The organism is Chitinophaga silvisoli (assembly GCF_003412465.1).
Taxonomy (GTDB): Bacteria; Bacteroidota; Bacteroidia; order Chitinophagales; family Chitinophagaceae; genus Chitinophaga; species Chitinophaga silvisoli.
Genome location: NZ_QTJV01000001.1, coordinates 459,342 through 483,054, shown reverse-complemented (window position 1 = coordinate 483,054; position 23,713 = coordinate 459,342). Strand labels below are relative to the sequence as shown.

General features: G+C 47.1%; 23 protein-coding genes. 3 read left to right on the top strand and 20 right to left on the bottom strand.

Annotation, left to right across the window (positions count from 1 at the left end; all coding sequences use genetic code 11):
• Positions 1–126: 126 nt before the first annotated feature.
• Both DXN04_RS02035 and DXN04_RS02030 read right to left on the bottom strand, forming a co-directional pair.
• Entirely contained in the window at positions 127–507 is a 381-nt protein-coding gene (locus DXN04_RS02035) for a DUF4907 domain-containing protein (RefSeq protein ID WP_158568811.1), read from the bottom strand.
• Positions 497–1,531 (bottom strand): Kelch repeat-containing protein, encoded by a 1,035-nt coding sequence (locus DXN04_RS02030; protein ID WP_116851634.1) that lies wholly within the window; start codon positions 1,529–1,531, stop codon positions 497–499. The genes DXN04_RS02035 and DXN04_RS02030 overlap by 11 nt, the downstream gene beginning before the upstream one ends.
• 251 nt (positions 1,532–1,782) lie before the next feature.
• Here DXN04_RS02030 and DXN04_RS02025 point away from each other — a divergent pair, with 251 nt between their 5' ends.
• Together DXN04_RS02025 and DXN04_RS02020 are read left to right on the top strand one after the other, a co-directional pair.
• Positions 1,783–3,135, top strand: coding sequence for a DUF4270 family protein (locus DXN04_RS02025; protein WP_116851633.1), 1,353 nt, complete (start codon positions 1,783–1,785; stop codon positions 3,133–3,135).
• A 20-nt stretch (positions 3,136–3,155) separates the two neighbouring features.
• On the top strand, positions 3,156–4,391 hold the full coding sequence (locus DXN04_RS02020) for a hypothetical protein (protein WP_158568809.1): 1,236 nt from the start codon (positions 3,156–3,158) through the stop codon (positions 4,389–4,391).
• A gap of 111 nt (positions 4,392–4,502) precedes the next feature.
• Here the strand turns inward: DXN04_RS02020 and DXN04_RS02015 are convergent, their stop codons facing one another.
• Positions 4,503–5,861, bottom strand: coding sequence for a GH1 family beta-glucosidase (locus DXN04_RS02015; RefSeq protein WP_116851631.1), 1,359 nt, complete (start codon positions 5,859–5,861; stop codon positions 4,503–4,505).
• A gap of 156 nt (positions 5,862–6,017) precedes the next feature.
• Here DXN04_RS02015 and DXN04_RS02010 point away from each other — a divergent pair, with 156 nt between their 5' ends.
• A complete protein-coding gene (locus DXN04_RS02010) occupies positions 6,018–7,058 on the top strand; it encodes a formylglycine-generating enzyme family protein (protein WP_116851630.1) in 1,041 nt (346 codons plus the stop codon).
• Positions 7,059–7,128: 70 nt separating this feature from the next.
• Here the strand turns inward: DXN04_RS02010 and DXN04_RS02005 are convergent, their stop codons facing one another.
• The 17 genes from DXN04_RS02005 to hisC form a co-directional block, all read right to left on the bottom strand.
• Positions 7,129–8,631: a M56 family metallopeptidase gene (locus DXN04_RS02005; protein ID WP_116851629.1), complete on the bottom strand. Its 1,503-nt coding sequence runs from the start codon at positions 8,629–8,631 to the stop codon at positions 7,129–7,131.
• 2 nt (positions 8,632–8,633) lie between these two features.
• Positions 8,634–8,993, bottom strand: coding sequence for a BlaI/MecI/CopY family transcriptional regulator (locus DXN04_RS02000; protein ID WP_116851628.1), 360 nt, complete (start codon positions 8,991–8,993; stop codon positions 8,634–8,636).
• Between the two features lie 152 nt (positions 8,994–9,145).
• Positions 9,146–10,285, bottom strand: a complete 1,140-nt coding sequence (locus DXN04_RS01995) for a TlpA disulfide reductase family protein (protein ID WP_116851627.1) — start codon at positions 10,283–10,285, stop codon at positions 9,146–9,148.
• A 119-nt stretch (positions 10,286–10,404) separates the two neighbouring features.
• On the bottom strand, positions 10,405–11,493 hold the full coding sequence (locus tag DXN04_RS01990) for a TlpA disulfide reductase family protein (protein WP_116851626.1): 1,089 nt from the start codon (positions 11,491–11,493) through the stop codon (positions 10,405–10,407).
• A 24-nt stretch (positions 11,494–11,517) separates the two neighbouring features.
• The gene (gene hisIE / locus DXN04_RS01985) at positions 11,518–12,123 is read right to left on the bottom strand and encodes a bifunctional phosphoribosyl-AMP cyclohydrolase/phosphoribosyl-ATP diphosphatase HisIE (RefSeq protein ID WP_116851625.1); all 606 of its coding nucleotides are present in this window, start codon (positions 12,121–12,123) and stop codon (positions 11,518–11,520) included.
• A gap of 93 nt (positions 12,124–12,216) precedes the next feature.
• Positions 12,217–12,972: an imidazole glycerol phosphate synthase subunit HisF gene (gene hisF, locus DXN04_RS01980; protein ID WP_116851624.1), complete on the bottom strand. Its 756-nt coding sequence runs from the start codon at positions 12,970–12,972 to the stop codon at positions 12,217–12,219.
• 12 nt (positions 12,973–12,984) lie between these two features.
• A complete protein-coding gene (gene hisA, locus DXN04_RS01975) occupies positions 12,985–14,127 on the bottom strand; it encodes a 1-(5-phosphoribosyl)-5-[(5-phosphoribosylamino)methylideneamino]imidazole-4-carboxamide isomerase (RefSeq protein ID WP_116851623.1) in 1,143 nt (380 codons plus the stop codon).
• Between the two features lie 3 nt (positions 14,128–14,130).
• Positions 14,131–14,727, bottom strand: a complete 597-nt coding sequence (gene hisH / locus DXN04_RS01970) for an imidazole glycerol phosphate synthase subunit HisH (RefSeq protein ID WP_116851622.1) — start codon at positions 14,725–14,727, stop codon at positions 14,131–14,133.
• Between the two features lie 5 nt (positions 14,728–14,732).
• Positions 14,733–15,503, bottom strand: coding sequence for a tryptophan synthase subunit alpha (trpA, locus tag DXN04_RS01965; RefSeq protein ID WP_116851621.1), 771 nt, complete (start codon positions 15,501–15,503; stop codon positions 14,733–14,735).
• Between the two features lie 9 nt (positions 15,504–15,512).
• Positions 15,513–16,724: a tryptophan synthase subunit beta gene (trpB, locus tag DXN04_RS01960; RefSeq protein ID WP_116851620.1), complete on the bottom strand. Its 1,212-nt coding sequence runs from the start codon at positions 16,722–16,724 to the stop codon at positions 15,513–15,515.
• A gap of 21 nt (positions 16,725–16,745) precedes the next feature.
• A complete protein-coding gene (locus tag DXN04_RS01955; protein WP_233525503.1) occupies positions 16,746–17,366 on the bottom strand; it encodes a phosphoribosylanthranilate isomerase in 621 nt (206 codons plus the stop codon).
• Complete coding sequence (gene trpC / locus DXN04_RS01950; RefSeq protein ID WP_116851619.1) at positions 17,367–18,167, bottom strand: indole-3-glycerol phosphate synthase TrpC; 801 nt, start codon at positions 18,165–18,167, stop codon at positions 17,367–17,369.
• Positions 18,164–19,159 carry an anthranilate phosphoribosyltransferase gene (trpD, locus tag DXN04_RS01945; protein ID WP_116851618.1) on the bottom strand — a complete coding sequence of 332 codons (996 nt, stop codon included), beginning with the start codon at positions 19,157–19,159 and terminating at the stop codon, positions 18,164–18,166. Before trpD ends, trpC begins: the two co-directional genes overlap by 4 nt.
• Positions 19,160–19,170: 11 nt before the next feature.
• Positions 19,171–19,740: an anthranilate synthase component II gene (locus DXN04_RS01940; RefSeq protein WP_116851617.1), complete on the bottom strand. Its 570-nt coding sequence runs from the start codon at positions 19,738–19,740 to the stop codon at positions 19,171–19,173.
• Between the two features lies 1 nt (position 19,741).
• Positions 19,742–21,148: an anthranilate synthase component I family protein gene (locus tag DXN04_RS01935; RefSeq protein WP_116851616.1), complete on the bottom strand. Its 1,407-nt coding sequence runs from the start codon at positions 21,146–21,148 to the stop codon at positions 19,742–19,744.
• Between the two features lie 366 nt (positions 21,149–21,514).
• Positions 21,515–22,651, bottom strand: a complete 1,137-nt coding sequence (hisB, locus tag DXN04_RS01930; protein WP_116851615.1) for a bifunctional histidinol-phosphatase/imidazoleglycerol-phosphate dehydratase HisB — start codon at positions 22,649–22,651, stop codon at positions 21,515–21,517.
• A complete protein-coding gene (gene hisC / locus DXN04_RS01925) occupies positions 22,651–23,700 on the bottom strand; it encodes a histidinol-phosphate transaminase (protein WP_116851614.1) in 1,050 nt (349 codons plus the stop codon). Before hisC ends, hisB begins: the two co-directional genes overlap by 1 nt.
• Positions 23,701–23,713 lie beyond the last annotated feature (13 nt).

Sequence of the window (23,713 nt, the reverse complement as noted above, 5' to 3'; positions counted from 1 at the left end):
ATACAGTACTGCGGCCAGTATTAATATAAGTTTCCATAAGTATGCAAAACTGCTCTTTGCGGTCAGTTTGTGCTGTTTTTTAATGAAAACCGGCCTGCGGGACAAGCCGGTTTTCTTCAAAGGTGTTTATTCCACACCTGCAATATGCATATCCAGCAGTTCCTGGCGTGTGAGGTCCGGGAAACCTGTATGCTGGGTTCTCATCTTCTGAGCTAAATTCTCTCCAACCTTCAGTGCATCCTCCCTGGTCGCAAATGTCTTACGACCTAAGATCACCGGAATGAGTTCCTGATGGATCCGGGTTTTGGCTCCAATCTTAATGTCAAAGCCCCAACCACCGCCTTCTACCTGAAAAGGAACTACCGTAATGTCCTCTTCGGGCATTACGGTAGTATTTATAGTATCATTGCTTTTCAGTCTGTTTTCACCGCTATGGCCTTTCTTCTCCTGACAGGCAATAACTCCTGTAGCTAATAAAGCCACGATCGCTATCTGCTTAGTTGTCATTCGTATCGTTTTCTGCCTTTGGATCAAACTCACGGAGGTCATCCAGGCCAGAAGAGCTGTTAGCACCTGTGGCTACAAAACCTCTTCCTTTTACGGTGAAACCTACAGCACCTGTACGGCTGGTACCATCAAATGCAGTCTTCTCTTCCCAACGGTCAGATACCGGATCGTATTCCCAGGTGTTCTGTACAGTACCGGTAGCTAAGTAAGCTTTGTTATTGATAACGAAAGCAACCGCCTGTGAACGTGCGATGGTGGTATAATCATCATCGTAGGAATAGTCAGTAGCGTTTCTGATCTGGCTCTTTTCTCTCCAGGTATCAGTGCTTCTGTCATATACATACATATAATATGCACTGGTGCTACCTGAACCGATACCGGATACTACATATGCGCTATCGTTGATTACGAAAGAAACTGCGTTCTTTCTTTTATCCTTCAGGGAAGTAATCGCATCCCACTTGTTATTTTTAGGATCAAATCTGTAGAAGTCACCTACGATAGTGTTACCATCGCCAGTTACACCTGTACCTACATAACCACTATCACCAATTGCAAAACCAACTGCATAATAGCGTACTGACCCAGGGAAATCAGCTTTAGGCGACCAGGAATTGGCAGCCGGATCATAACACCAGGTATCATTCAGGGAATTGTGAGCACTGTCTTCACCAGTTACTACATAACCTTTACCAGCTGCTGCAAACGCAGAAGCACCAGTACGACCCAGGTTTCTGAAAGGATCTGTAGGATCCTGCAAAGACGCTACCACTGACCAGTTGTCCTTACTTGGATCATATTTATAGAATGTACTTAATTTCGCACCTTTGTGTGGTCCCCCAAAACCAGTTCCTACATACGCTGTATCACCAATTACGAAAGCCACAGCTTCATATCTTGCATCACCGGCATAGTCAGCCCTTTTAATCCAGTTACCCAGCTTTGTTGAATCATCGCTCGATGAACAGGAGGCTAACATCATTACGGCTGCTAAACCCAGAAAACATACATTTAAATAGCGCATAGATAATTTTTACTTTTTAATAGCTGCCAAAATTATCTGCCTTTGTTTTGGCGTAATCATCAAATAGACTATTCGGGTACTTTTGCCAGACGAATCAGTGAATTTTATCTACCAATAGGAATTTTAGCTTACTAAAAGGGCTACTACCCCAACAGTAATACAGAGACCTTCATTCAGCATTCGTCGATAAAATATGCCAATTGGCATATTAAATAAGCGGGAAGTTGGCGGTCTGTCTAAAATTGCGCTCCATGAATAAAAATATCCGTGCCAAAATGGCTTATAAATACCTGGTTTGTGCAATAATATTGGCAGGCGCAGCTGCTTGTGACAAGGAAGGCTTTAATTATAGTAATGAAGTTGAAACTAGTGGTACAGAGTACATCGTTACGGATACTATCACCATGAATGCGAGTACTGTTTACCTTGACTCCGTTCCTACTTCGAATCAGGGCGTGGTTCTCGTGGGTACCACTGTTGATCCTTACTTCGGTACCATCTCTTCCAGCTCCTATTTTAAGCTGAAAGCAGTGACCACCTCCACCAATATCGCCGATGAGGCTGTCTATGACTCCCTCGTACTGATGATCCATCCCAAGACTACTTATTATGGAGATACCACCAAGCCCCAGCACTTCGTAGTATACAAAGTGACCGATTATATCGAAAAGAACTTCGGTACCTCCTATTATTATAGTGGTATGTCATTTGCCACCGATCCAACACCTGTTGGTTCTATCCAGATCGCTCATATCCGCCCTACCCTGGATAGTGTTTATGACATCAAAATCGATGATGCTATTGGTAAAGACCTCTTTAACCGGGTCTACAATAAGCTTCCTTCCGTAACCAACCAGGACCAGTTTACAGAATGGTTTCCAGGATTGTGTATTAAACCGGGTGCTAATAGCCAGGTGATTAACTCACTCAGGGCAGACGACTCCCTGTCACTCCGCCTCTATTATCACGTAAGTGGAAATACTTACGACTGGAAATCTGTGGATTTTCCCATGTATGATGCCTCCTCCCAGTTCAACCATGTGGACTTTACCCGTCCTAGCGGTTCTCCACTGGCTGGCCTTACACCAAACTCTGACCTGAGTACCAATAAGGTCCTGGCTGAGAATGCAAATAATGTCACTTATGTACAGCCATTGACCAACGTAGTGACAAGAATTGACTTCCCTTACCTGAAACAATTTAACCAGACGGCTAAATTCTGGAAAATCATGCGGGCTACCCTGACTGTCAAACCAGTCAGAGCCACCTATCTGTATCCTTTCGAATTGCCGGCTAAACTGACACTGGTAAGCCTGAATGCAGGTAATTCAGTCACTGACTCCATTACAAATCCAAGTACCGGTGCCGTACAAACAGGCAACCTGGTGACAGATTATGTATACAACACCGGCACAGAATATACATACGATATAACCAACTATGTAATCAACCAGATTGGAGCAACAGATGCTACAACCAGGGGATTAGGTCTGATGACCCCAGGGTCAACCGGCCTTTCTAACTTCGATCGTCTCGTACTGGGTGGACCTAACCACAATGTGAACCCGATCGAGTTTAAAATATATTATCTGCTGTATAAATAATGCAAGCTAGAACAGACTACATGAAGCGAATAAAATATACAACAGGCCTATGCGGCTTAATGATGCTTTTGATGGGAACAAGGGCACTGGCACAGCATGGCATTAACTCCCTTTACTCGGCATACGCCATCGGCGATCTGGAAGAAAGGGATTATACACGAAACTTTGGAGTAGGTAGCAGTGGTGTTGCCCGCCGCTCAGATTACTTTCTGAACGAGCTGAACCCCGCCTCTTATTCCGCTATCCCACGGCAGCACTTTATGTTCGACGTATCCCTCAGGGGTCAGATCGTGGGATATAAAAATAACAGCAGTCTTAATCAAACTGCAGGCGACCTCTCCATCAGGCGCCTTGCTATCGGTTTTAAAGCCAATAACCGCTGGGGTATCAGTGCCGGATTCGCTCCGTACAGCTCCGTGAATTATAAATTACTCTCCACCACTTACCTGGATGGCAGTGGCCAGACCACGACCACGACCGGCGATGGAGGTATCAACAAAGGTTATATCACCAACTCAGTAAGACTGACCAAGAACTTCTCTGTTGGTGTAGCTACCAACTTCCTGTTCGGACCTATCAACACACTTGAAAACGTAGGTGGTGATACCATCTCCACCAAGCTGCAACGCTACGCTTTCAATGTGAACTTCAATACAGGTATCCAATATACCGGTAGAATCGGTTCCAAATGGGTATTAGGCCTGGGTGCTACCTATCGCTTCAAGACCAACATGAAGTTCAATAAGAAACTCATTATACAGAACAGCAGCGAAACTACCGTTTACTCATACGACCTGGAAGACGAGAAATACACCTTACCAGAAATGTATACAGGTGGTATCTCTATAAGCAACGGTACACTGACCTGGCTGGCTGACTGGAAACGCCAGATGTGGAGCCAGTACGGACAAAGCGGTACCCACTACAAACTCGTAGATGCCGACCGCTACTCTACAGGCCTGGAATATGCTTTCAGACGTACCTATGGCGATATGCGCGTAGAAGGTGTCGTAGTACAGGCAGGTTTTGCCTATAACAATTCCTACCTCCAGCTCTATGGCCAGCAGATGAAAGATGTATCAGGTAGCGCAGGTATCTCCATCCCAAGCAAAAGCGGCGCTATCCGTTACTACATCGGGCTGGAAGCAGGACAGCGTGGTACGCTGAACAGTGGCTTGATTAAGGAAACGTATATGAATGCGGTATTCCACTTCTCACTGAGAGATATCTGGTTCATCCGCAGAACTTACGATTGATCGCAAGACAAATGGTTTGATATTATTAAGGTCGTTCCTGATGGAACGACCTTTTTTTTTACGATAATGAGCTTCTATAAATTTGTCAGGCAAACCATGAATGCCGGTATTTTATTTATCGTGTAGAAATTCCCGGAACCACAATCCCGAATCCTTCAAAGTACGCACCTGCGTTTCGAGATCTACATGCGCCAGTCCAAACCGGGCACGATATCCCTCCGCCCACTCAAAATTGTCCGTAAGCGTCCATACAAAATAACCATCCAGCGGCACCCCTTCATTTTTAGCTTTCAAAATCGCTTCCAGGTAGGTTACAAAGTAGTTGATCCTGTCAGCATCGTGAATACGGCCCTCCGTCAGTACATCGTTGAACGCAGCCCCGTTTTCCGTCACGATCAGCCTGGGGATATTCTTATAGGCTGCAAACTGTTTCAGAATACCATACATCCCCTCTCCGCTTATCTCCCACCCCAGCGCTGTCACCGGTACCTTGCGGACCCGTGGCTTCACCTCCGACACGCCTACGACAGGCATAAACGGATTGCGACGTATGACCAGCGGGAAATAATTCTGCACGCCTATAAAATCATAGTCGAAGGAAAGCGCATCACGATCCCGCCAGAGGGCATAACGGCGCTCAATTTTGCCCAGCAATGGGAAGTCCTCCACCGGATACCCCAAACCTAAGATCGGCTCCAGGAAGGTCCGGTTAAATAAAGCATCTGCCTTGCGGGCAGCCTGAATATCGCCGGGACTTTGTGTATTGGGTAAGATATAGGAACAGGACAATGCAATGCCGATATTTGCACCTTTGACCATTTCACGGATGACCCTGGCCCCTGCAGCCTGCGCCAGCAAAGCATGGTGTACCGCCGGGAAGAAATAAGATAAACCAAACCTGCCCGGGGCGTGTACCCCTAACATATAGCCCAGTGAAGTAAAGCCAAATGGCTCATTCATCACAATCCAGTTCTTTACCTTCTTCCCATAAGCCTCCACACAGATACGTACATATTCCTCGAACGCAAAAACTACCCCCCTGTGACACCAGCCACCCTTGTGTTCCAGTGCCAATGGCAGGTCCCAGTGATACAGGGTCACCCAGGGCTCCATGTCCAGTTCTATGCAGGCATCTATAATGCGGTGATAAAAGTCTATACCAGCCTGGTTCACAGCCCCTGTACCCTTCGGAAGGATCCGGGGCCAGGCTATGGAAAAACGAAATACTTTGAACCCCATGGATTTGGCGAGGAGAATGTCATCCCGGTACCTGTTGTAGAAATCGGTCGTGACCTGTGCATGGGTGCCGTCTTTGATTTTGCCTTTGCGGGACGTAAATTCATCCCAGATGGAAGCGCCCTTTCCGTCATGATCATGTGCGCCTTCATTCTGAAATGCAGAAATAGTGACCCCCCAGAGGAAATGCTCTCCAAAATCGCGGCGGTGGAATGGTGCTGAGAATTGTTCCATATGTTAAGCTGATGCAGTTTACAACAGTTTCAGCAGACAGGTGATTATTTTAATGTTAATTTTTAATATATGTAAGGAGTTTAAAAAAGGAAAAATGAAAGGTTCCCTGCTGCCGCAGGCCTGCATTTTTAGGAAATAATTCCGAACTTGTGAGATATGTTTCGTTATATGCCACTCTACCTGCTGGCAGGAGCCGTTTCGCTCAATGCCTGCCAAAGCAGTGAAAAGAAAATCCCCGGCAAAGACAGTGTGCTGGTGGCTACAACGGCGGATACCGCCAACCATATGATATTGATACCCGGAGGCACCTTTATAATGGGTGCCAATGATGCAGATGCCCGCCGCGATGAGCAACCCAGACATAGCGTGACTGTCGACAGCTTCTATATAGATGAGCATGAAGTGACCAACGCAGAGTTTGCCCGCTTCGTCGAAGCGACCGGGTACCTCACTACTGCCGAGAAACCAATCAGCAAGGAAGAGCTAATGCAGCAACTACCTCCGGGTTCTCCTGAGCCGGATAGCAGTATGCTCTTACCCGGTGCGCTGGTGTTTACACCCCCTAATCATGCCGTGCCCCTGGACGATGTATCCCAATGGTGGACGTTTATACAGGGTGCCAGCTGGCGGCATCCACAAGGTCCGGGCAGTGAGATTACCGGTAAGGAAAACCTGCCGGTAGTACAGGTGTCATGGGATGATGCACAGGCTTATGCCCGCTGGGCAGGTAAACGCCTCCCTACAGAAGCCGAATGGGAATTTGCTGCCAGAGGCGGATTGAACGACCAGCCCTATACCTGGGGCAGTGATCCTATCACCTCAGGCAAGCCAAAAGCCAATACCTGGAACGGCAATTTCCCTTATCAGAATACCGGAACAGATGGTTTTACCGGATTAGCTCCTGTAAGGTCTTTTCCGGCTAACGGCTATGGCCTCTACGATATGGCTGGCAATGTATGGGAATGGGTAGCTGACTGGTATGATGTGGACTACTACAAGCATGCAGATCATGCACACAATCCTACAGGTCCCCAAAAAGGCTATGATCCCGATGATCCATCAGTAGCGAAACATACCATCAGGGGTGGTTCTTTTATGTGTACCGATCAGTATTGCTCAGGCTATAGGGTCACAGCAAGAATGAAATCATCACCGGAATCAGGGTTGGAGAATCTTGGTTTCAGGTGTGTAAGATAACAGCTCATTAAGAAGAAAGCCTCCCGTTAAAAGGAGGCTTTCTTTTTTCTATGTAATGCGCTGCTTTTTATTAATGCACTGCTTTTTTATCATCCCTTGTTATCATCATTACCTGTTTCCCCTCTATTTTCATCACTGTATTTGCTTTCTCCTGTTTTGCAGGATCGTCAGGACCTTCATAATCTTTTGTGTATATAAACATGATCCCTGATTTCCGGGCTTCCTCTCCATATTGCGCCGGAACGCCGTCACCTTTAAAAACCATTACTGATTTTATATTTTTTGCCTCAGATTCATCAGGGATGGTCTTCCCCTTGTATACGTTATTCACATAAACCTCCGGCTGCCCTGTTGATGCCTGCATACCTGCAGATGGTCGCAGGATGATCATTGGCATTGAATCTGCCGGATTTGGGGGTGGCGGTGGAGGAGGTGGCGCAGGCGCTGTTATTGTTTTTGCATTGGGTGCAGGAGCCGGCGGTGGTGGTGGTGGTGGCGGTGTTTTGGCATCTTTAGGTGCTTTTGCAGCCTTTGGCGCTTTAGGCGGCGGCGGCGGTGGTACCTGTTTACCATCGGGCACTGTATGCATCATAGGTGCATCAGGTGCCGGTGGTGGCGGCGGTGGTGCCTCTTTGCCATCAGGCACTACCTTTGCCAGTGGTGAAGCAGGTGCCGGTGTCACTGTCGTATCTGCCCGCAATGCCTTCTTTACCCTTACAGTAATAGCGGCACGGGTATAATTCATCGAAACAAGCGCAATAATCATCAGGCTCCCCAAAACGATGTACCTGACCAGGTTATATTTTGATGACCTTTGCTTATTCATCATCATAATCCTTTGTTTTAAGTGTGAAAAATTGAAATTGTTTGCGATGGCCGTCGCATATGGGATCCCACTTACTTTTAAAAGACTGTATTGATAAGCTTTAATGTCTGTACCCTGGCGCAGCATGTACCTGTCGGTAATGAACTCAAGGTTTTCCCTGATTGCAATGCTGATGAGCCATGCACCTGGGTTAAACCAATAGAAGATCTTGTTCAGTTCACCCAACAGTACATCCAGCGTATGCCATTGTCTGACATGGACCTGCTCATGCCGCATGATGGCGGAAAGTTCCGCAGGACTATGCATGCCAGGATTGATATATATATTATGCAGGAATGAAAATGGTTGTAATGACTGGTCGGTAACCCTCACTTTCTGGTCAAAGAGCTTGTCTTTGCTGGTGCTCTTATGCAATACCCAGAGAGAGCCGAGTTGCATGAGCAAACGAAGGCTCATAACAATCACACCAGCCCAGAATACATAAATAAGGACAACATTGATCCAGGAGGTAGCAGGCTGGCGCAGGTCATTGAAGTTAATTACGTAGCCCATAGCCGCCCCGCTAAATGGACGGTTGTGCCTGAAAATAGTTTCCGGCCTGATGAACGGGCAAACAGTGGCACAAACTATAGCCAGCAGGAGAAAGGCACGGTTTAAAGTATAGAAGGTAAGGCGACGCAACCCGAAGCGGTAAGCCAGGTAGAATAACGTGAGGGCTATATTAGCCTTGAGCAGAAAGAGCAACATAACTATTGATTTTTCTCGATCATTTTTACGATTTCTTTGAGTTCTTCGGGACTGATCTTTTTCTCTTTGGCAAAAAAGGTGACCAGGTTTTTATAGGAGTTCTCAAAGTAGTCCTTAACGAATCCACTCATGAACTTTTGCTTATACTCATTCTCAGGAATGATGGGTTGATATTCATACACATTACCGATCTTTCGGCTTTGGAGGTATCCCTTCTTTTCCAGGTTTTTGACCGTGGATGCAAGGGTGGTGTATGGGGGCTGAGGAGCCGGATGCACTTCCAGGAAGTCTTTTACAAATCCGCCGGATGTTTTCCAGATGGCAAGCATGGCGATCTCCTCCTGTTGAGTTAGTTTTTCCATAACTACGATTGTTTCGTAAATCTACGAAAGTTTCGTAAAAGACCAAATTTAATTTTAAAAATGCGAAAAGGGGGGATTTTGCCTTTGGCAAAATCCCCCCTTTTCGCGGGTATGTTTTGGCGGTGGCACAAGCCGCTGCCAAAACATACAGCTTATTTAATGACTTCTTCGAGCTTCTTCTCCAACGCATCCCCTCTCAAATTCTTCGCTATGATCACCCCCTTCGGATCCAACAACAAATTCTGAGGAATCGCCATAATCCCATACTGCGTAGCTACCTCATTCTTCCAGCCCTTCAAATCACTCACATGCATCCATGGTAAATTGTCGGCCTGCACAGCAGCCAGCCACTTATCCTTCTTATCATCCAGGCTCACTCCTAATATATCAAATCCTTTGTCTTTAAACCTGCTGTAAGCCTTCACCACATTCGGATTCTCCGCCCTGCAGGGTCCACACCAACTCGCCCAGAAATCAACCAACACATACTTACCCTTATAAGATGCCAAACTAATCATCTTACCATCAGCATCAGGCTGACTAAACTCCATCGCCGGCTGACCAATCGCTGTCTTGCGGGCTGACTCCAGTCTTGTTGCAAATTCTTTTCCGGAAGGACTATTGCGCACTGTCTTACTCAGCTTATTATAGATAGGCGTAATCTCGGTCGGATTTATTTCATAACCAGCATACTGGTTTAGTACAAACAATGCTATCGGGGAACTACTATGGTCTTTGAGGTACTCACCCAGGATCTTATTCTGCTTAGCTTCCAGCTCATCAAATTTAGGTTCCAGCTTCTTCATCCCCTCTTCATCCTTCGCCATGTATAACTGACGATTCTGCAGCTTCAGTTCCTGGATCTGACTATTCACATCTTTCAGGTTCTCATTCAGCTCCTTAAAATCGTCGTTCGCTTTGGACCCCGTCACTGTCGCCTTGCTGATAGAATCCTGTACTGTCACATTCATCTTTCCTTTATCCAGGAATACGGTCAGATAATCTTTCTTCACCGGTCCTGTCAGCTCCGGTGCCGACGGATCCTGCACCTTCAGCAACAGAAAGGCAATCATTGGCTCCTCCAGGTTACCTGTGAAGGAGAACTTACCATCTTTTACTTCTGAACTATCCACTTTATCCATCCTGGAATTGCGGATGCTCAAATAAACTTTAGCTGGCTTCTGGAGGTGCGCGACAGTTCCCTCAATGGTGTAGGGTTGCTCATTTTTCTTGTCCTGCGCAACCAGGACCACGGGCGACAAAAGCGCCGCGGCCAGTATTATTGACTTCATTAGTTTCTGATTTTAAAACAAAAATCCCGATTACCATCAGGATAAGCAAAGGGATTGTGATAAACGGCCTAAAAACGCCAAAAGCCCGCAGAGCGGGCTTCAGCATATATTTTTTCTACTTATTTCAATATTTGGGCAAGTTTTGCTTCCAGTGCCGGCCCTCTCAGGTTGCGGGCTATGATTCGACCCTTTGGATCTATCAGCAGGTTTGCCGGAATGCCCTGGATACCGTACAACTGGGCTGCTTCATTCCCCCATCCCTTCAGATCTGATACCTGTGTCCAGTTCAGATTATCGTGCTGAATGGCATTTACCCAGGCACTTTTTTCTTTATCGAGCGATACACCCAGGATGGTGAAGTTCTTGTCTTTAAACTTGTTATAAGCTTTTACCACATTCGGGTTCTCCTGGCGGCAGGGCCCGCACCAACTGGCCCAGAAATCCACCAACACATATTTACCTCTGAAAGAAGACAGTTTTACCTTGTTTCCATTCACATCTTCCTGCTCAAAGTCATCAGCTTCAACCACTTCGGTTTCACCTTTTTTATCACGGAGGTACCTGCTGGCAGACTTACCATATTTGGTCTCTTTCAGGCTGGCATCGAGAGAAGTAAACAGGGAATCAAATTCTTCCACCGTCAGGCGGCTACGCAACTCATTCATCAACACCCATATACTGGCTATTTCCTTTGGATGCGCTTTTACCAGCTTCTTCCCGGTGAATGCCACTTCATCGCTGAATTGACCAGCTTTATCACGAAAAGCCTGCTTCGCAGCCTCATCATCAGGAGCAATACGCTGGGCTTCCGCATTCAGTTCTCCCGCACGTTTCAACAGGGGAGCAAAGGCCTTCTGGTACTCCTGCATTGCTTTGTCGTCCGCACTGCCCTTCATAGAAGTGGCAATCGGGAAGTCCGCAGCAGTGAGTACATAAGAGGTCTTCTCCTTACCTGTTACAAATAACAGGGGATTGTTTACAGATTCCAGTACCAGGGCATTTACCGCTGGCGCTTTGCTGGCATCAGTATTAAAGGAAAATTTGCCGTCATCTTTCAGGACGAGGGAATCCTTTGGATTGTTGTCATCATCACTGAAGAGGTAAAGCTTTTTGCCCTCCGCTCCCTTCAGGGAACCGGACACCTGCTGTGCAGAGATGGAAAGTGAGCATAGTACGCCTGTGGCGCAGATAACAGTAAGTCTTTTCACGCCCTAATATATGAAATATTTGTGTTACTTATGTCTTTGCTGCAATACTCCCAGTACGTCAGACAGTTGGTAGCCTTTGGCACTGAGCAGTACCAGGTAATGGAAAAGCAGGTCTGCTGACTCGTTCAGGAACAGTTCTTCACTGTCGTCCTTGGCTTCGATCACCACTTCTACCGCTTCTTCCCCTACCTTCTGGGCAATCTTGTTGATCCCCTTAGCAAAGAGTTTGGAAGTATACGAGCTGTCAGATGGATTGTTCTTACGCTCAGTGATGACATTTTCCAGTTTGGACAGGAAATCGTTGGAGATATTTTTCTCGTCCCAGCAGGTGTCTGCACCTGTGTGACATACTACACCCGCAGGATTTACCTTGATAAGGAGGGTATCGTTGTCGCAGTCTACCCGCAGGTCTACCAGCGTGAGAAAGTTACCACTTTCCTCTCCTTTTGTCCACAGCCTTTGTTTGGAACGGCTGAAGAAGGTCACTTTACCTTCCTGCAGGGTTTTGTCCAGGGATTCCTGGTTCATGTAGCCCAGCATCAGAACTTTGTGGGTAGCGGCATCCTGAATGATGGCCGGTACCAGTCCGTCTGCTGATTTTTGAAAGTCTATCTGCTTGTAGTTATACATTTGGTGCGCTCTTTAATTGCTTAAGCAGTGCAAAAGTAGCAGTTTTATTGTGAGTTTAAAACCGGGGGATTCGCCTTCGGCAAACACAACAAATTAAAACCTGATATTTACACCCTTTTGATACAAATAGGTCTTCAACTCAGGAATCTCAATTTCCTTGTAGTGGAAGATACTTGCCGCCAGTGCCGCATCGGCCTGTGCATTTTCAAATACATCCATAAAATGGTCCATGGTACCCGCACCACCAGAGGCAATTACCGGTACATTCAGGTTTTGTGACAGCTTGCCGGTGATGTCCAGTGCAAAACCCTGCTTGGTCCCATCATTATTCATAGAAGTGAGCAAAATTTCGCCTGCTCCCCTGGATACTGCTTCCTTTGCCCAGTCATAACATTTCACATCCGTTTTTACCCGGCCGCCATTCAGGTATACATACCAATCCCCGTCTTCAAAACGGGTATCGATCGCCAGTACCACACACTGGCTGCCAAATTCCCTTGCCAGCTCATCCACCAGCTCAGGACGCTTGAAAGCAGAGGTATTTACAGAGATCTTATCAGCACCATTCTGCAGCAATACACTCACATCGCCTACTGATGAAATGCCACCTCCTACTGTAAACGGGATATTCACATGTCTGGCAATCTGTCTTACCAGTTCTGACAGGGTCTTACGACGCTCGTTGGTAGCAGTGATGTCCAGGAATACCAGTTCATCCGCTCCCTGTTGCGCATACAGGGCACCCAATTCAATCGGATCCCCCGCGTCGCGGATATTTTCGAAGTTCACCCCTTTTACTGTACGGCCATCTTTGATGTCCAGACAAGGTATGATACGTTTTGTCAACATGGCTTGTGTTGTTTACTTCATTAATTTTTTCAACTCTTCCATTGAGATCTTTCCCTCGTAGATCGCTTTCCCTACGATCACACCATTGCAACCGGCTTCCTGCAGTGCATAGATATCATCGATATTGCTTACACCACCACTGGCTATAAAGTCAATGCCCGGGAAGCGCTCCAGGATCTTTTTGTACAGGGGAATGGAAGGCCCCTGCAGCAACCCGTCTTTCGCGATATCCGTACAGAAGATGTGGTGTACACCTTCCCTGATATTGGATGCAAGAAAATCGTAGATGGAGAGCTCCGTTGTTTCCAGCCAGCCGCCTACTGCAATCTTTTCTTCCTTTACATCTGCACCCAGGAAAATCTTGCCGGCACCATACTGCCTGACCCAGCTAAAGAACAGCTGTGGTTCCTTTACAGCAATGGAACCAATTGTAGCGAGGGCTGCACCGTTTTCAAATACAATACGGAGGTCATCTTCTTTCTTGATACCTCCTCCAAAATCTACTACCAGGTTGGTATGACCTGCAATTGCTTCCAGCACTTTCCAGTTTACCACGCTGCCTTTCTTAGCCCCATCCAGGTCTACCAGGTGCAGGCGGGTCACGCCAATGCTTTCAAACTCTTTCGCTACCTCCAGCGGATGTTCATTATACACTTTTTTCTGTGCATAATCTCCCTGTGTGAGGCGCACACATTTACCATCAATTATATCGATTGCCGGAATCACGCTGAATTGCTGTGCGGATGTCTGACCCAGTTCAATTTTCATCTTTCGAAATGTATTATTTCCTTTTTTAAAAGGCGCACTATCATATACATAGCCTCTCTTTTCGTAGAAGCCAAAAGCTGAATCACGGGCATCGCACCACAGTAATGAAATGCGCTCCCTGCGGCAGAAGTCTTCTACATGAGATAAGAGTATGCTGCCATATCCCTTTCCCTGGCAGGCCGGAGCTATGGCCAGTTTGCGGAAGCGGGCACCTGCACGCTCTATGAACAGGGATATGACACCTACCAGTGCAGATTGTTCAAACAACCCAAAGTGCAGGCCATCGTCATCACCTTCCACCTTCACGGCTTCCAGCGACTGATCAGGATACAGCACATCCCTGCGCAGGCTGAGTGTATCGACTGTATTAATTCTTCTTACCTGCATGGGCTATTGGATCTTCAGGAAGTTTTCCAGGATTTGCTGACCTGCGTCTGCAGACTTTTCCGGGTGAAACTGTACTGCATAAAAATTATCTTTCTGCAATGCACTGCTGTAGTTGATCACATAGTTTGTAGTGGCTACGGTATCAGCACTCAGGGCTGCATAATAACTGTGTACAAAGTACATGTAACTGTTCTCCCGCACATGCTCAAAGATAGCGCTGTACAATCCTGTAATATTGTTCCAGCCAATCTGTGGGATCTTCAGCAGGTTATCTACCGGGGACTGGAATTTCTTTACCTCCACATCAAAGATGCCCAGGCAGGGAGTATCGTTTTCTTCTGAATGCTTGCACATCAGCTGCATACCCAGGCAAATGCCCAGGGTAGGCTGTTTAAGGTCCTTAATAAGTAAGTCGAGCTTTCTTTCTTTCAGATAGTTCATGGCGGTGCTCGCCTCTCCTACCCCGGGAAAGATCACCCTGTCTGCAGCACGGATTTCCTCCGGGTTATCTGTCACTACACCTTCCACACCAATGCGGTCGAGTGCATATAAAACAGAGCGGATATTGCCGGCGTTGTACTTGATGATTACCGTTTTCATAAAAACTATTTTACGCTGCTGATAAAGTCTTTGACAGCAGTGTCGATGTTGGTCGCATTTTCGATAGCGCGGATAAAGGCAGTACCTATGATAGCACCATTGCTGTGCGCACAGGCCGCCGCAAAGGTAGCTTTATCTTTGACACCAAACCCGATCAATACCGGGTTCTTTAACTGCAACTTTTCAAGTTTTTCAAAATAAGCCTGCTGGTGGCCCATATTCTTGTCTGTACCAGTGGTAGAGGAAGAAGATACGGCGTAAATAAATCCTTTGCTCAGGCTGTCGATCTTTCGGATGCGTGCTTCGCTCGTTTCTGGTGTCACCAGGAAAATCAGGTGCAGACCGTAGTGTTCGAAGATCGCTTTATATTCATTTTCGTACTCGTCCATAGGCAGGTCAGGCAAAATCAGGCCATCTACCCCTACTTCTGCACATTTCTGGCAGAAAGCCTCAATACCGTACAGCAATACAGGGTTCAGGTATCCCATCAGGATTACAGGTACGGAAATGTCCTTTCGAAAGCCTTTCAGTTGCTCAAACAATACACGCAATCCCATCCCATTTTTGATAGCACGGGTACTGCTCTCCTGGATCACCGGGCCGTCCGCCAAAGGATCGGAGAATGGCATACCCAGTTCTATCAGGTCCGCCCCATGCTGCTGCAGCGCCTTCATCACCGGCAGGGTATCATTCAATTCCGGGAAACCCGCTGTACAGTATATATTGAGAATGCCTGTTTTCTTACTGGCAAATAACTGGTCTATACGATTGCTCATAAAATAAATTTATTTATTGGGCAGATTACGAATGAATGTTTCCATATCCTTATCACCACGACCGCTCAGACATACTACTACTACGTCTGTTGGCTTGAAAGGAATTTCACCCAGTTTAGCCAGTGCGTGAGAAGATTCCAGTGCAGGGATGATGCCTTCCAGTCTTGTCAGCTCATACGCTGCCGCCAGGGCTTCATCATCAGTAGCAGCCAGGAAAGTACCACGGCCGGTCTCATACAAATGTGCATGCAATGGACCGATGCCCGGGTAATCCAGCCCTGCGGAAATAGAATATGGTTCAGTGATCTGTCCGTCGTCTGTCTGCATCAGCAGGGTTTTGGCAGCGTGGATGATCCCCAGTTTGCCCAGTTGCGTTGTGGCGGCGGAGTGTCCGGAATGTACTCCTTTACCTGCAGCTTCCACCGCAATGATCTTTACATCCGGCTCGTTCAGGAAGTGGTAATAAGTACCGGCGGCATTGCTACCACCACCTATACAGGCCACTACATAATTTGGATTCGGATTGCCTGTTTTTTCCTCCAGCTGCTTGCGGATCTCTTCGCTGATCACAGATTGGAAACGGGTCACCATATCAGGATATGGGTGAGGACCTGCAGCAGTACCCAGAATGTAATGGGTGTTTACAGGATTGTTAATCCAGTCACGGATCGCTTCGTTACACGCATCTTTCAAGGTCTGACTACCACTGGTAGCTGCAACCACCGTAGCACCCAGCATCTTCATACGTGCCACGTTCGGTGCCTGACGCTGAATGTCGATAGCTCCCATGTAGATCACGCATTCCATATTCATCAGGGCACATACAGTAGCAGTCGCTACCCCGTGCTGACCTGCACCTGTTTCAGCAATGATGCGGGTTTTGCCCAGGCGCTTTGCCAGCAGGATCTGCCCGATCGTATTGTTTACCTTGTGTGCACCGGTATGGTTCAGGTCTTCCCTTTTCAGGTAGATCTGTGCACCATACTTTTCAGACAGGCGTTTTGCAAAATATAATGGAGAAGGACGGCCTACATAATCACGCAACAGCTGTTCAAACTCCTGCTGAAAGCTGGGCTCACGCAGGATTTCCAGGTATCGGTTCTGTAATTCCTCTACGTTGGGATAGAGCATCTCCGGTACGTAGGCACCGCCAAAGCGGCCGTAGAAGCCTCTTTCATCTACATGATAGGGTAAGCCTAACGTATTTTCAGCGATCTTCATGCTTGATTATTTTAAATAAGTTTATAAAATTCTGGTAGAGAACTGCTGTACTTTCACCATATCTTTCACACCTGGTGCAGTCTCAAATTTACTGTTCACATCAGCTGCAAACAATGCCGGGTGTTCAAATGCCAGCAGGTCATCCAGCTGCTCAGGGCCAATGCCACCGCTGAGGAAGAAAGGATGATCGTAAGGATAAGTGTTTAGCAGGTCCCAGTTAAACAACTTGCCTGTACCTCCATAAGCCTTGCCGGCAGCGGTGTCGAACAGGAAGTAATTTGTAACAGGTACAAACTCCTCCAGTGTCGCCCAGTCTATCTCCACACCGATCCTGAAAGCCCTGATCACCGGTACCAGCGACTGCAAAGCCGCACAGTAGGCAGGATCTTCGTCGCCATGCAACTGTACCAGGTGCAGACCATAACTGCTGATGAGTTGCTTTACCTGCTCCAGCGGTGCATTTACAAACACACCTACTTTCAGAATGCCCTTGGTTTCCCGCACGGTACGGGCATCCAGTTTATTGCCTACAAAGCGGGGCGATTTTTCATAAAAGATAAAGCCGGCATAGTGTACACCCAGTTCGACCAGTTTTTCCAGGTCTTCCTTTCTGGTGATCCCGCATACTTTTAATTGCATCATTTATCCTTTCAGTTTTCCGGACAGCTCCGTTACAAAGTTTTCAAATGCCCTTGCAGGATTTTCTGTCTTCATGAAGTGCTCGCCGATGAGGAAACCGTTGAAGCCGGCTTTCTTCAGCGTCACAATATTATCCGTGTTGCTGATACCGCTCTCCGCTACCTTGCATTTGCCGGCAGGGATCTGGGGTGCCAGTTCACAGCTACGGTTAAAATCAACCTTGAAAGTAGTGAGGTCACGGTTGTTAACCCCTACGTTCTGAATATGATCCGTTACCTTGTCCAGCTGATCGCCGCTGTGTACTTCCAGCAATACTTCCAGGCCCAGGTTGTGAGCAAAGGCTGCTAACCGGGCTACTTCCTCTTTGGTCAGGCATTCTGCGATGAGCAGGATCACATCCGCACCGATTGCCTTTGCTTCCAGGATCTGGTATTCATCGATCACAAAATCCTTTCTCAGCACAGGAATATTATTCACTGCACGCGCCTGTACCAAATCGTCTGAGCTGCCCCCAAAGAACTGCTCATCTGTCAATACTGACAAGCCTGAAGCACCATAGCGGGTATAAGCCATCGTCACATCCTGTACGGTTGCAGTGCCATTGATCAGCCCTTTGGAAGGAGACTTCCTCTTGAATTCTGCAATAATGCCTGTTTTCTCAGGGTTGAGCAGAAAGGTGGATAATGACAAAGGCTCCCTTTTGAAAGCCGATGAATGTTCCAGCTCCGCTACCGGGCGTTGCTGTTTACGGGCGGCTACTTCCACATGTTTATGTGCGACTATTTCAGTAAGGATATTTTTCATGACTGCAAACTTATCAACTTCTTGAACGAATTGTGTGCGGCTCCTGATTCCAGTGACTCAACAGCTGCCAGGAAACATTCTTCATAGGTTGGGTACTTGCCCAGCGTATGCAGGCCCATAGCGGCATTCGCCATTACTACTGCATTCTGTGCCCAGGTACCTTCGCCTTTTAAAATTTTCATAAAGATTTTGGCGGCTTCTTCAATAGAGTTGCCTCCGTAAATATCTTCAGGGAACACCTTGCGCTTACCCAACTGCTCGGGTGTCCAGTCCTTCTCACCTTTGTTGGTGATGACACGGGTATCTGAGGTCAGCGAAATCTCATCGTAACCATCGAGGCTATGCACAATTGCATATTGCTTGTCGGTCTGCTGGAAGAGGTAGTTATACACGCGGGCCAGTTCCAGGCTATATACCCCTATCAGCTGGTGTTGTGCAAAAGCCGGGTTTACCAATGGTCCGAGTACGTTGAAGAAAGTGCGTATACCCAGCTGTCGGCGTACCCCGGCTACATTTTTCAATGCAGGGTGGAACAGTGGTGCGTGCAGGAAACATACCCCGGATTCTTCCAGTTCTGTACGCAGCTTTGCATCGTCGTTCTTGAATTTATAACCGGCAGTCTCCATCAGGTTAGATGCACCGCTGATCGTAGATACGCCTACGTTACCATGCTTGGCCACCCTGCCACCTGCGCCCGCTACGATAAAGCAGGAAAGGGTACTGATGTTAAAAGAGTTTTTGCCGTCGCCACCTGTACCTACGATGTCCAGTACATCGTAGCCATTCAGGTTGACAGGGATGCACAGTTCCAGCAGGGCATCGCGGAAGCCGAGCAGTTCCTCTACAGTGATGCTGCGCATGAGGTAGACTGTCATGAAAGCAGCCAGTTCGCTTTCATTGTACATCCCCTTGGAAATACCCATCAGGATTTCCTTGGCTGCGCTGCGGGTGAATGTTTTATGTTCAAAAAGGTAATTCAGTATCTTTTTCATAATCCCGGGATTTATGCATTTAACCAGTTACGGATGATCTTTTCCCCTTCCGGTGTGAGTACACTTTCAGGGTGGAACTGTACGCCGCTCACATCATATTGCTGATGCTGCAGGGCCATGATGTAGCCATTATCGTCTTTTGCAGTAACGGTAAGGCCCGATGGCAATGTTTGCTCATCTACTACCCAGGAGTGGTATCGGCCAACTTCGAGTTGGTCAGGGAGGCCGTTGAACAATCTGCCTTCCCTGCTGATGATGTTTACAGGAGTCGCTACCCCGTGATAGACATCTTTCAGGTTGATCAGGCTGGCACCGAAGGCTTCGCCAATGGCCTGCTGGCCAAGGCATACGCCGAAGATGGATTTGGTCGCTGCATACTCCTTAATCAGGGGCAGCAGCAGTCCTGCTTCTTCCGGGATACCAGGTCCGGGAGAGAGGATGATCTTGTCGTAGTCTTTTACTTTTTCCAATGGAATTTCATCATTACGGAATACACTGACTTTGCCGTTGATGATCTTTTCTACCAGGTGTACCAGGTTGTATGTAAAAGAGTCGTAATTATCAAACACAAGAATGTTCATGTCAGATTTTTTGTGCCAGCAGAATGGCCTGTTTTAATGCATTCAGTTTATTGTTCACTTCATCTTTCTCCGATTCAGCCACGGACTTTGCTACTACACCGGCACCTGCCTGGTAATACAGGGTGTTGCCTTTGCTCATAATGCTGCGGATCATGATAGCATGGTTAAAGTCGCCGTTGAAGCCTACGGAACCAATACATCCGCCATAGAAACCCCGCTGAGTGGGCTCATACTCATCTATGATCTGCATGGCCCTATATTTCGGTGCGCCGGACAATGTACCTGCAGGGAAGGTTGCTGCCAGCAGGGAGAAAGGATTGCCTTTCTGTACCTTGCCGGATACCTCGCTGACCAGGTGAATGACGTGTGAGTAATATTGGATATTGCGGTAGGAGTCTACTGCTACATCTGTAGCCAGGCGGCTCAGATCATTGCGTGCCAGGTCTACCAGCATCACATGTTCTGCATTTTCTTTCGGATCTTCCAGCAGTAATTTTGCCAGTCTGCGATCTTCCTCATCATTGCCGGTACGGCGGAAAGTGCCTGCTATCGGGTGAATGGTGGCTTTGCCATCTTTGATGATGAGCTGGGCTTCGGGAGAAGAACCCATTAATTTATAATCGCCGTAATCGAAAAAGAAGAGATAAGGGGAAGGGTTGATGGAGCGGAGTGCACGGTAAACGTTGAATTCGTCGCCTTTGAAGGATTGGTTGAAAGCGCGGGATAATACTACCTGGAAAACATCGCCCCGGAAGCAGTGTTGTTTACCTTTTTCAACGATTTCCATGTACTGCTCATCGGTCAAATTGCTCTGCTCATCCCCGGTAGCGGTGAAGGAGTAGCTGGGTACGTCCTTGGATCGGATCAGGGATTCTATTAGTTCGAAGTCGCTGTCCAGGCCATCTACACTGTTTTCGCAGAGGTATAACTCATCTTTGAAGTGGTTGATGACGATCACGTATTGGTAGAATCGATAGCGCATCAAAGGAATCGTGTTCCCGTTCGCTTTATTCTTATTGAATTCTATTGTTTCGAAAAATTGTACGGAATCGAAAGTGCTGTATCCGAATAAGCTGTGTACAACGGGTAGAACAGGTTTGTCTACAAAAGAGAAGTTGCCGAGGAACTTCTGGAGCTCGTCGAGCACGCTTTGCCGGCTTTTGAGCTGTTTCCTTTCCGGTGGAAGGTTTGGATACTTAAATTCAAAGTCGGTGGTGCTGGTGACTTCGATACCTGCGATCGGTTTGATACAGATAAAGGAATAGCTGTTCTCACTGGCACGGTAGTCGGTACTTTCCAGTAGTACGGAGCCAGGGAACCGGTCACGAAGACGCAGGTAGATGCCCACAGGGGTAAATACATCTGCCAGCATTTGCTTTGATCTTGATTTTACTTGAATACTACCCATTTGATTTTGATTAGGTCTAAAAACGAAGAAGGCCCGCTGTGTAACAGCGAGCCTTCGAATTATATACGATCACTACGGATCATGGCACTGTAACACCTTATCAGGAACTGATAGTGTGCCAACGCCAATGATTGTTTGTAATGAATGTTGTCATGATTTGTTTGTTTGTTTGCTTATTTGCGAAACAAATATCTGGTGAATTTTTCAGAATTACAAATCTTACAGTAGTTTTTTTTCTGTCTCGCCGGTGGTCTTCGGCCTTCGGCCGAAAACCACCGGCTCGGGGGCGATTGATGGTCCGGCTATCGCCGGACCATCAATTGCGACATTAATTACAGCTCCGGAGTATCAAAACCCGATAAAATATTACAGCAGACCTTTTGTACTTGGCAACTGCATATTGGACGGATTTCGTTTCACCGCCATCTTAATCGCCTTTGCAAACACCTTGAAGATCGCCTCTATCTTATGATGCTCATTCTCCCCTTCCGCCTTGATATTCAGATTTGACTTAGAAGCATCTGAAAACGATTTAAAGAAATGGAAGAACATCTCCGTCGGCATCTCTCCTATCTTCTCCCTATTGAACTTCGCATCCCACACAATCCAGTTCCGCCCGCCAAAATCAATCGCCGCCTGTGCCAGACAATCATCCATCGGTAAGCAATAACCATAACGCTCTATACCTCTTTTATCCCCCAGGCCCTGTGCTACCGCCTCGCCCAATGCAATCCCCACATCCTCAATAGTATGATGCTCATCTATATGCAAATCACCCTTCGCCTTAATAGTCAGATCAATACTACCATGACGCGCTATCTGGTCCAGCATATGATCAAAGAAACCTAAGCCGGTCTCAATATCTGCTTTGCCGGTACCATCCAGGTTTAGTTCGATGTGGATATCAGTCTCCTTGGTAGTACGTGTATGAGATACTTTACGCAATCCCAGTTTCAGGAACTCGTAGATCTTCTCCCAATCTGTAGACTCCAATGCAATCACTGATTCCAGCGCCTTCGCATCCGCACTCACTTCCGCACCCCCTAAACCAGTACCTTCATTCATCCAGATCGCCTTTGCTCCCAGGTTCTTGGCCAGCTGTACATCTGTAATACGATCCCCGATTACGAATGAATTAGCCAGGTCATAATCAGCAGTAAAATACTGCGTCAGCATACCCACACCCGGTTTACGCGTAGGCGCATTTTCGTGAGGAAAGCTGCGGTCTATATGATAAGCTTTGAAAAATACCCCTTCATTTTCAAAAGCACGTACAATGAAGTTCTGTGAAGGCCAGAAGGTATCTTCAGGGAAACTGCCGGTGCCTAAACCATCCTGGTTCGTCACCATCACCAGTTCAAAATCAAGTTCAGCCGCTATACGCGTCAGCCAGGTAAAGACCTTCGGATAAAATTCAATCTTATCCAATGAATCAATCTGGTAAGTAGGCGGCACCTCTTTGATCAAAGTACCATCGCGATCTATGAAGAGAACTCTTTTCATTATTTAAAATCGTTTATAGCTTTTACCAATGTCACATTCTCTTCCGGTGTTCCTACTGTGATACGCAGGCATCCGCCACACAATTCTACCTTAGAGCGGTCACGCACAATGATGCCCTGCTCTACCAGGCTATTATAAATACCTTTTGCATCTGTCGTCTTCGCCAGCAGGAAGTTGGCATCACTGGGATATACATACTCCACCTGCGGCAGTGCCTCCAGTGAAGCAGCGAGTTTATCTCTTTCTACTACCGCATCTTTAATCCATTCATTCACCTGAACGATATTGTTCAGCGCTTCCAGTACCAGGTCCTGTGCAGACTGGTTGATATTGTATGGCGCTTTCACTTTGTTCAGTACATTGATGATCTCCTCCCCTGCAAACGCCATTCCCACGCGCAGCGCCGCGAGTCCCCATGCTTTGGAGAGTGTCTGCATCACTACGAGATTAGGATATTCCGTCAGTTCAGAGATAAAGGTCTTCTGACGCGCATAGTTGATATATGCTTCATCTATGACTACGATGCCATCAAAATTGTTCAGGATCATTTCGATGTCCGAACGGTCTATAGAGTTGCCAGTCGGATTGTTTGGAGAACAAATGAAAATCAGTTTCGTATTCTCATCCACAGCTTCCTGCAATGCCGGCATATCCAGCTGGAAAGTATCCGGTGTGAGCGATACTTTACGCACGATTACATCATTGATATTCGCACTTACTTCATACATACCATAGGTAGGCGGAAACAGTACTACATTGTCAATACCCGGACGGCAGAAGGAACGATAGAGTACATCGATCACTTCGTCACTTCCGTTACCCAGGAAGATATTCTGTGGGGGTACACCCTTGATCTCGGCCAGTTTGTATTTCACTTTCCACTGCATGGGATCAGGATAACGGTTGTACTTCACCGGCAATGGTGAGCCATAACTGTTTTCATTGGCATCCAGGAAAATGGATGCTTCGCCTTTGAACTCATCTCTCGCTGTAGAATAAGGAACGAGGCGTTTTATATTGTCGCGTAATAAGCTATTTAAATCGAACATACGATAAGATTAA

Bases quoted from the DNA above. Each gene is read 5' to 3' on its own strand.
- DXN04_RS02035 (WP_158568811.1), bottom strand. From the start codon at position 507: ATGACAACTAAGCAGATAGCGATCGTGGCTTTATTAGCTACAGGAGTT.
- DXN04_RS02030 (WP_116851634.1), bottom strand. From the start codon at position 1,531: ATGCGCTATTTAAATGTATGTTTTCTGGGTTTAGCAGCCGTAATGATG.
- DXN04_RS02025 (WP_116851633.1), top strand. From the start codon at position 1,783: ATGAATAAAAATATCCGTGCCAAAATGGCTTATAAATACCTGGTTTGT.
- DXN04_RS02020 (WP_158568809.1), top strand. From the start codon at position 3,156: ATGAAGCGAATAAAATATACAACAGGCCTATGCGGCTTAATGATGCTT.
- DXN04_RS02015 (WP_116851631.1), bottom strand. From the start codon at position 5,861: ATGGAACAATTCTCAGCACCATTCCACCGCCGCGATTTTGGAGAGCAT.
- DXN04_RS02010 (WP_116851630.1), top strand. From the start codon at position 6,018: ATGTTTCGTTATATGCCACTCTACCTGCTGGCAGGAGCCGTTTCGCTC.
- DXN04_RS02005 (WP_116851629.1), bottom strand. From the start codon at position 8,631: ATGTTGCTCTTTCTGCTCAAGGCTAATATAGCCCTCACGTTATTCTAC.
- DXN04_RS02000 (WP_116851628.1), bottom strand. From the start codon at position 8,993: ATGGAAAAACTAACTCAACAGGAGGAGATCGCCATGCTTGCCATCTGG.
- DXN04_RS01995 (WP_116851627.1), bottom strand. From the start codon at position 10,285: ATGAAGTCAATAATACTGGCCGCGGCGCTTTTGTCGCCCGTGGTCCTG.
- hisIE (WP_116851625.1), bottom strand. From the start codon at position 12,123: ATGTATAACTACAAGCAGATAGACTTTCAAAAATCAGCAGACGGACTG.
- hisF (WP_116851624.1), bottom strand. From the start codon at position 12,972: ATGTTGACAAAACGTATCATACCTTGTCTGGACATCAAAGATGGCCGT.
- hisA (WP_116851623.1), bottom strand. From the start codon at position 14,127: ATGCAGGTAAGAAGAATTAATACAGTCGATACACTCAGCCTGCGCAGG.
- hisH (WP_116851622.1), bottom strand. From the start codon at position 14,727: ATGAAAACGGTAATCATCAAGTACAACGCCGGCAATATCCGCTCTGTT.
- trpA (WP_116851621.1), bottom strand. From the start codon at position 15,503: ATGAGCAATCGTATAGACCAGTTATTTGCCAGTAAGAAAACAGGCATT.
- trpB (WP_116851620.1), bottom strand. From the start codon at position 16,724: ATGAAGATCGCTGAAAATACGTTAGGCTTACCCTATCATGTAGATGAA.
- DXN04_RS01955 (WP_233525503.1), bottom strand. From the start codon at position 17,366: ATGATGCAATTAAAAGTATGCGGGATCACCAGAAAGGAAGACCTGGAA.
- trpC (WP_116851619.1), bottom strand. From the start codon at position 18,167: ATGAAAAATATCCTTACTGAAATAGTCGCACATAAACATGTGGAAGTA.
- trpD (WP_116851618.1), bottom strand. From the start codon at position 19,159: ATGAAAAAGATACTGAATTACCTTTTTGAACATAAAACATTCACCCGC.
- DXN04_RS01940 (WP_116851617.1), bottom strand. From the start codon at position 19,740: ATGAACATTCTTGTGTTTGATAATTACGACTCTTTTACATACAACCTG.
- DXN04_RS01935 (WP_116851616.1), bottom strand. From the start codon at position 21,148: ATGGGTAGTATTCAAGTAAAATCAAGATCAAAGCAAATGCTGGCAGAT.
- hisB (WP_116851615.1), bottom strand. From the start codon at position 22,651: ATGAAAAGAGTTCTCTTCATAGATCGCGATGGTACTTTGATCAAAGAG.
- hisC (WP_116851614.1), bottom strand. From the start codon at position 23,700: ATGTTCGATTTAAATAGCTTATTACGCGACAATATAAAACGCCTCGTT.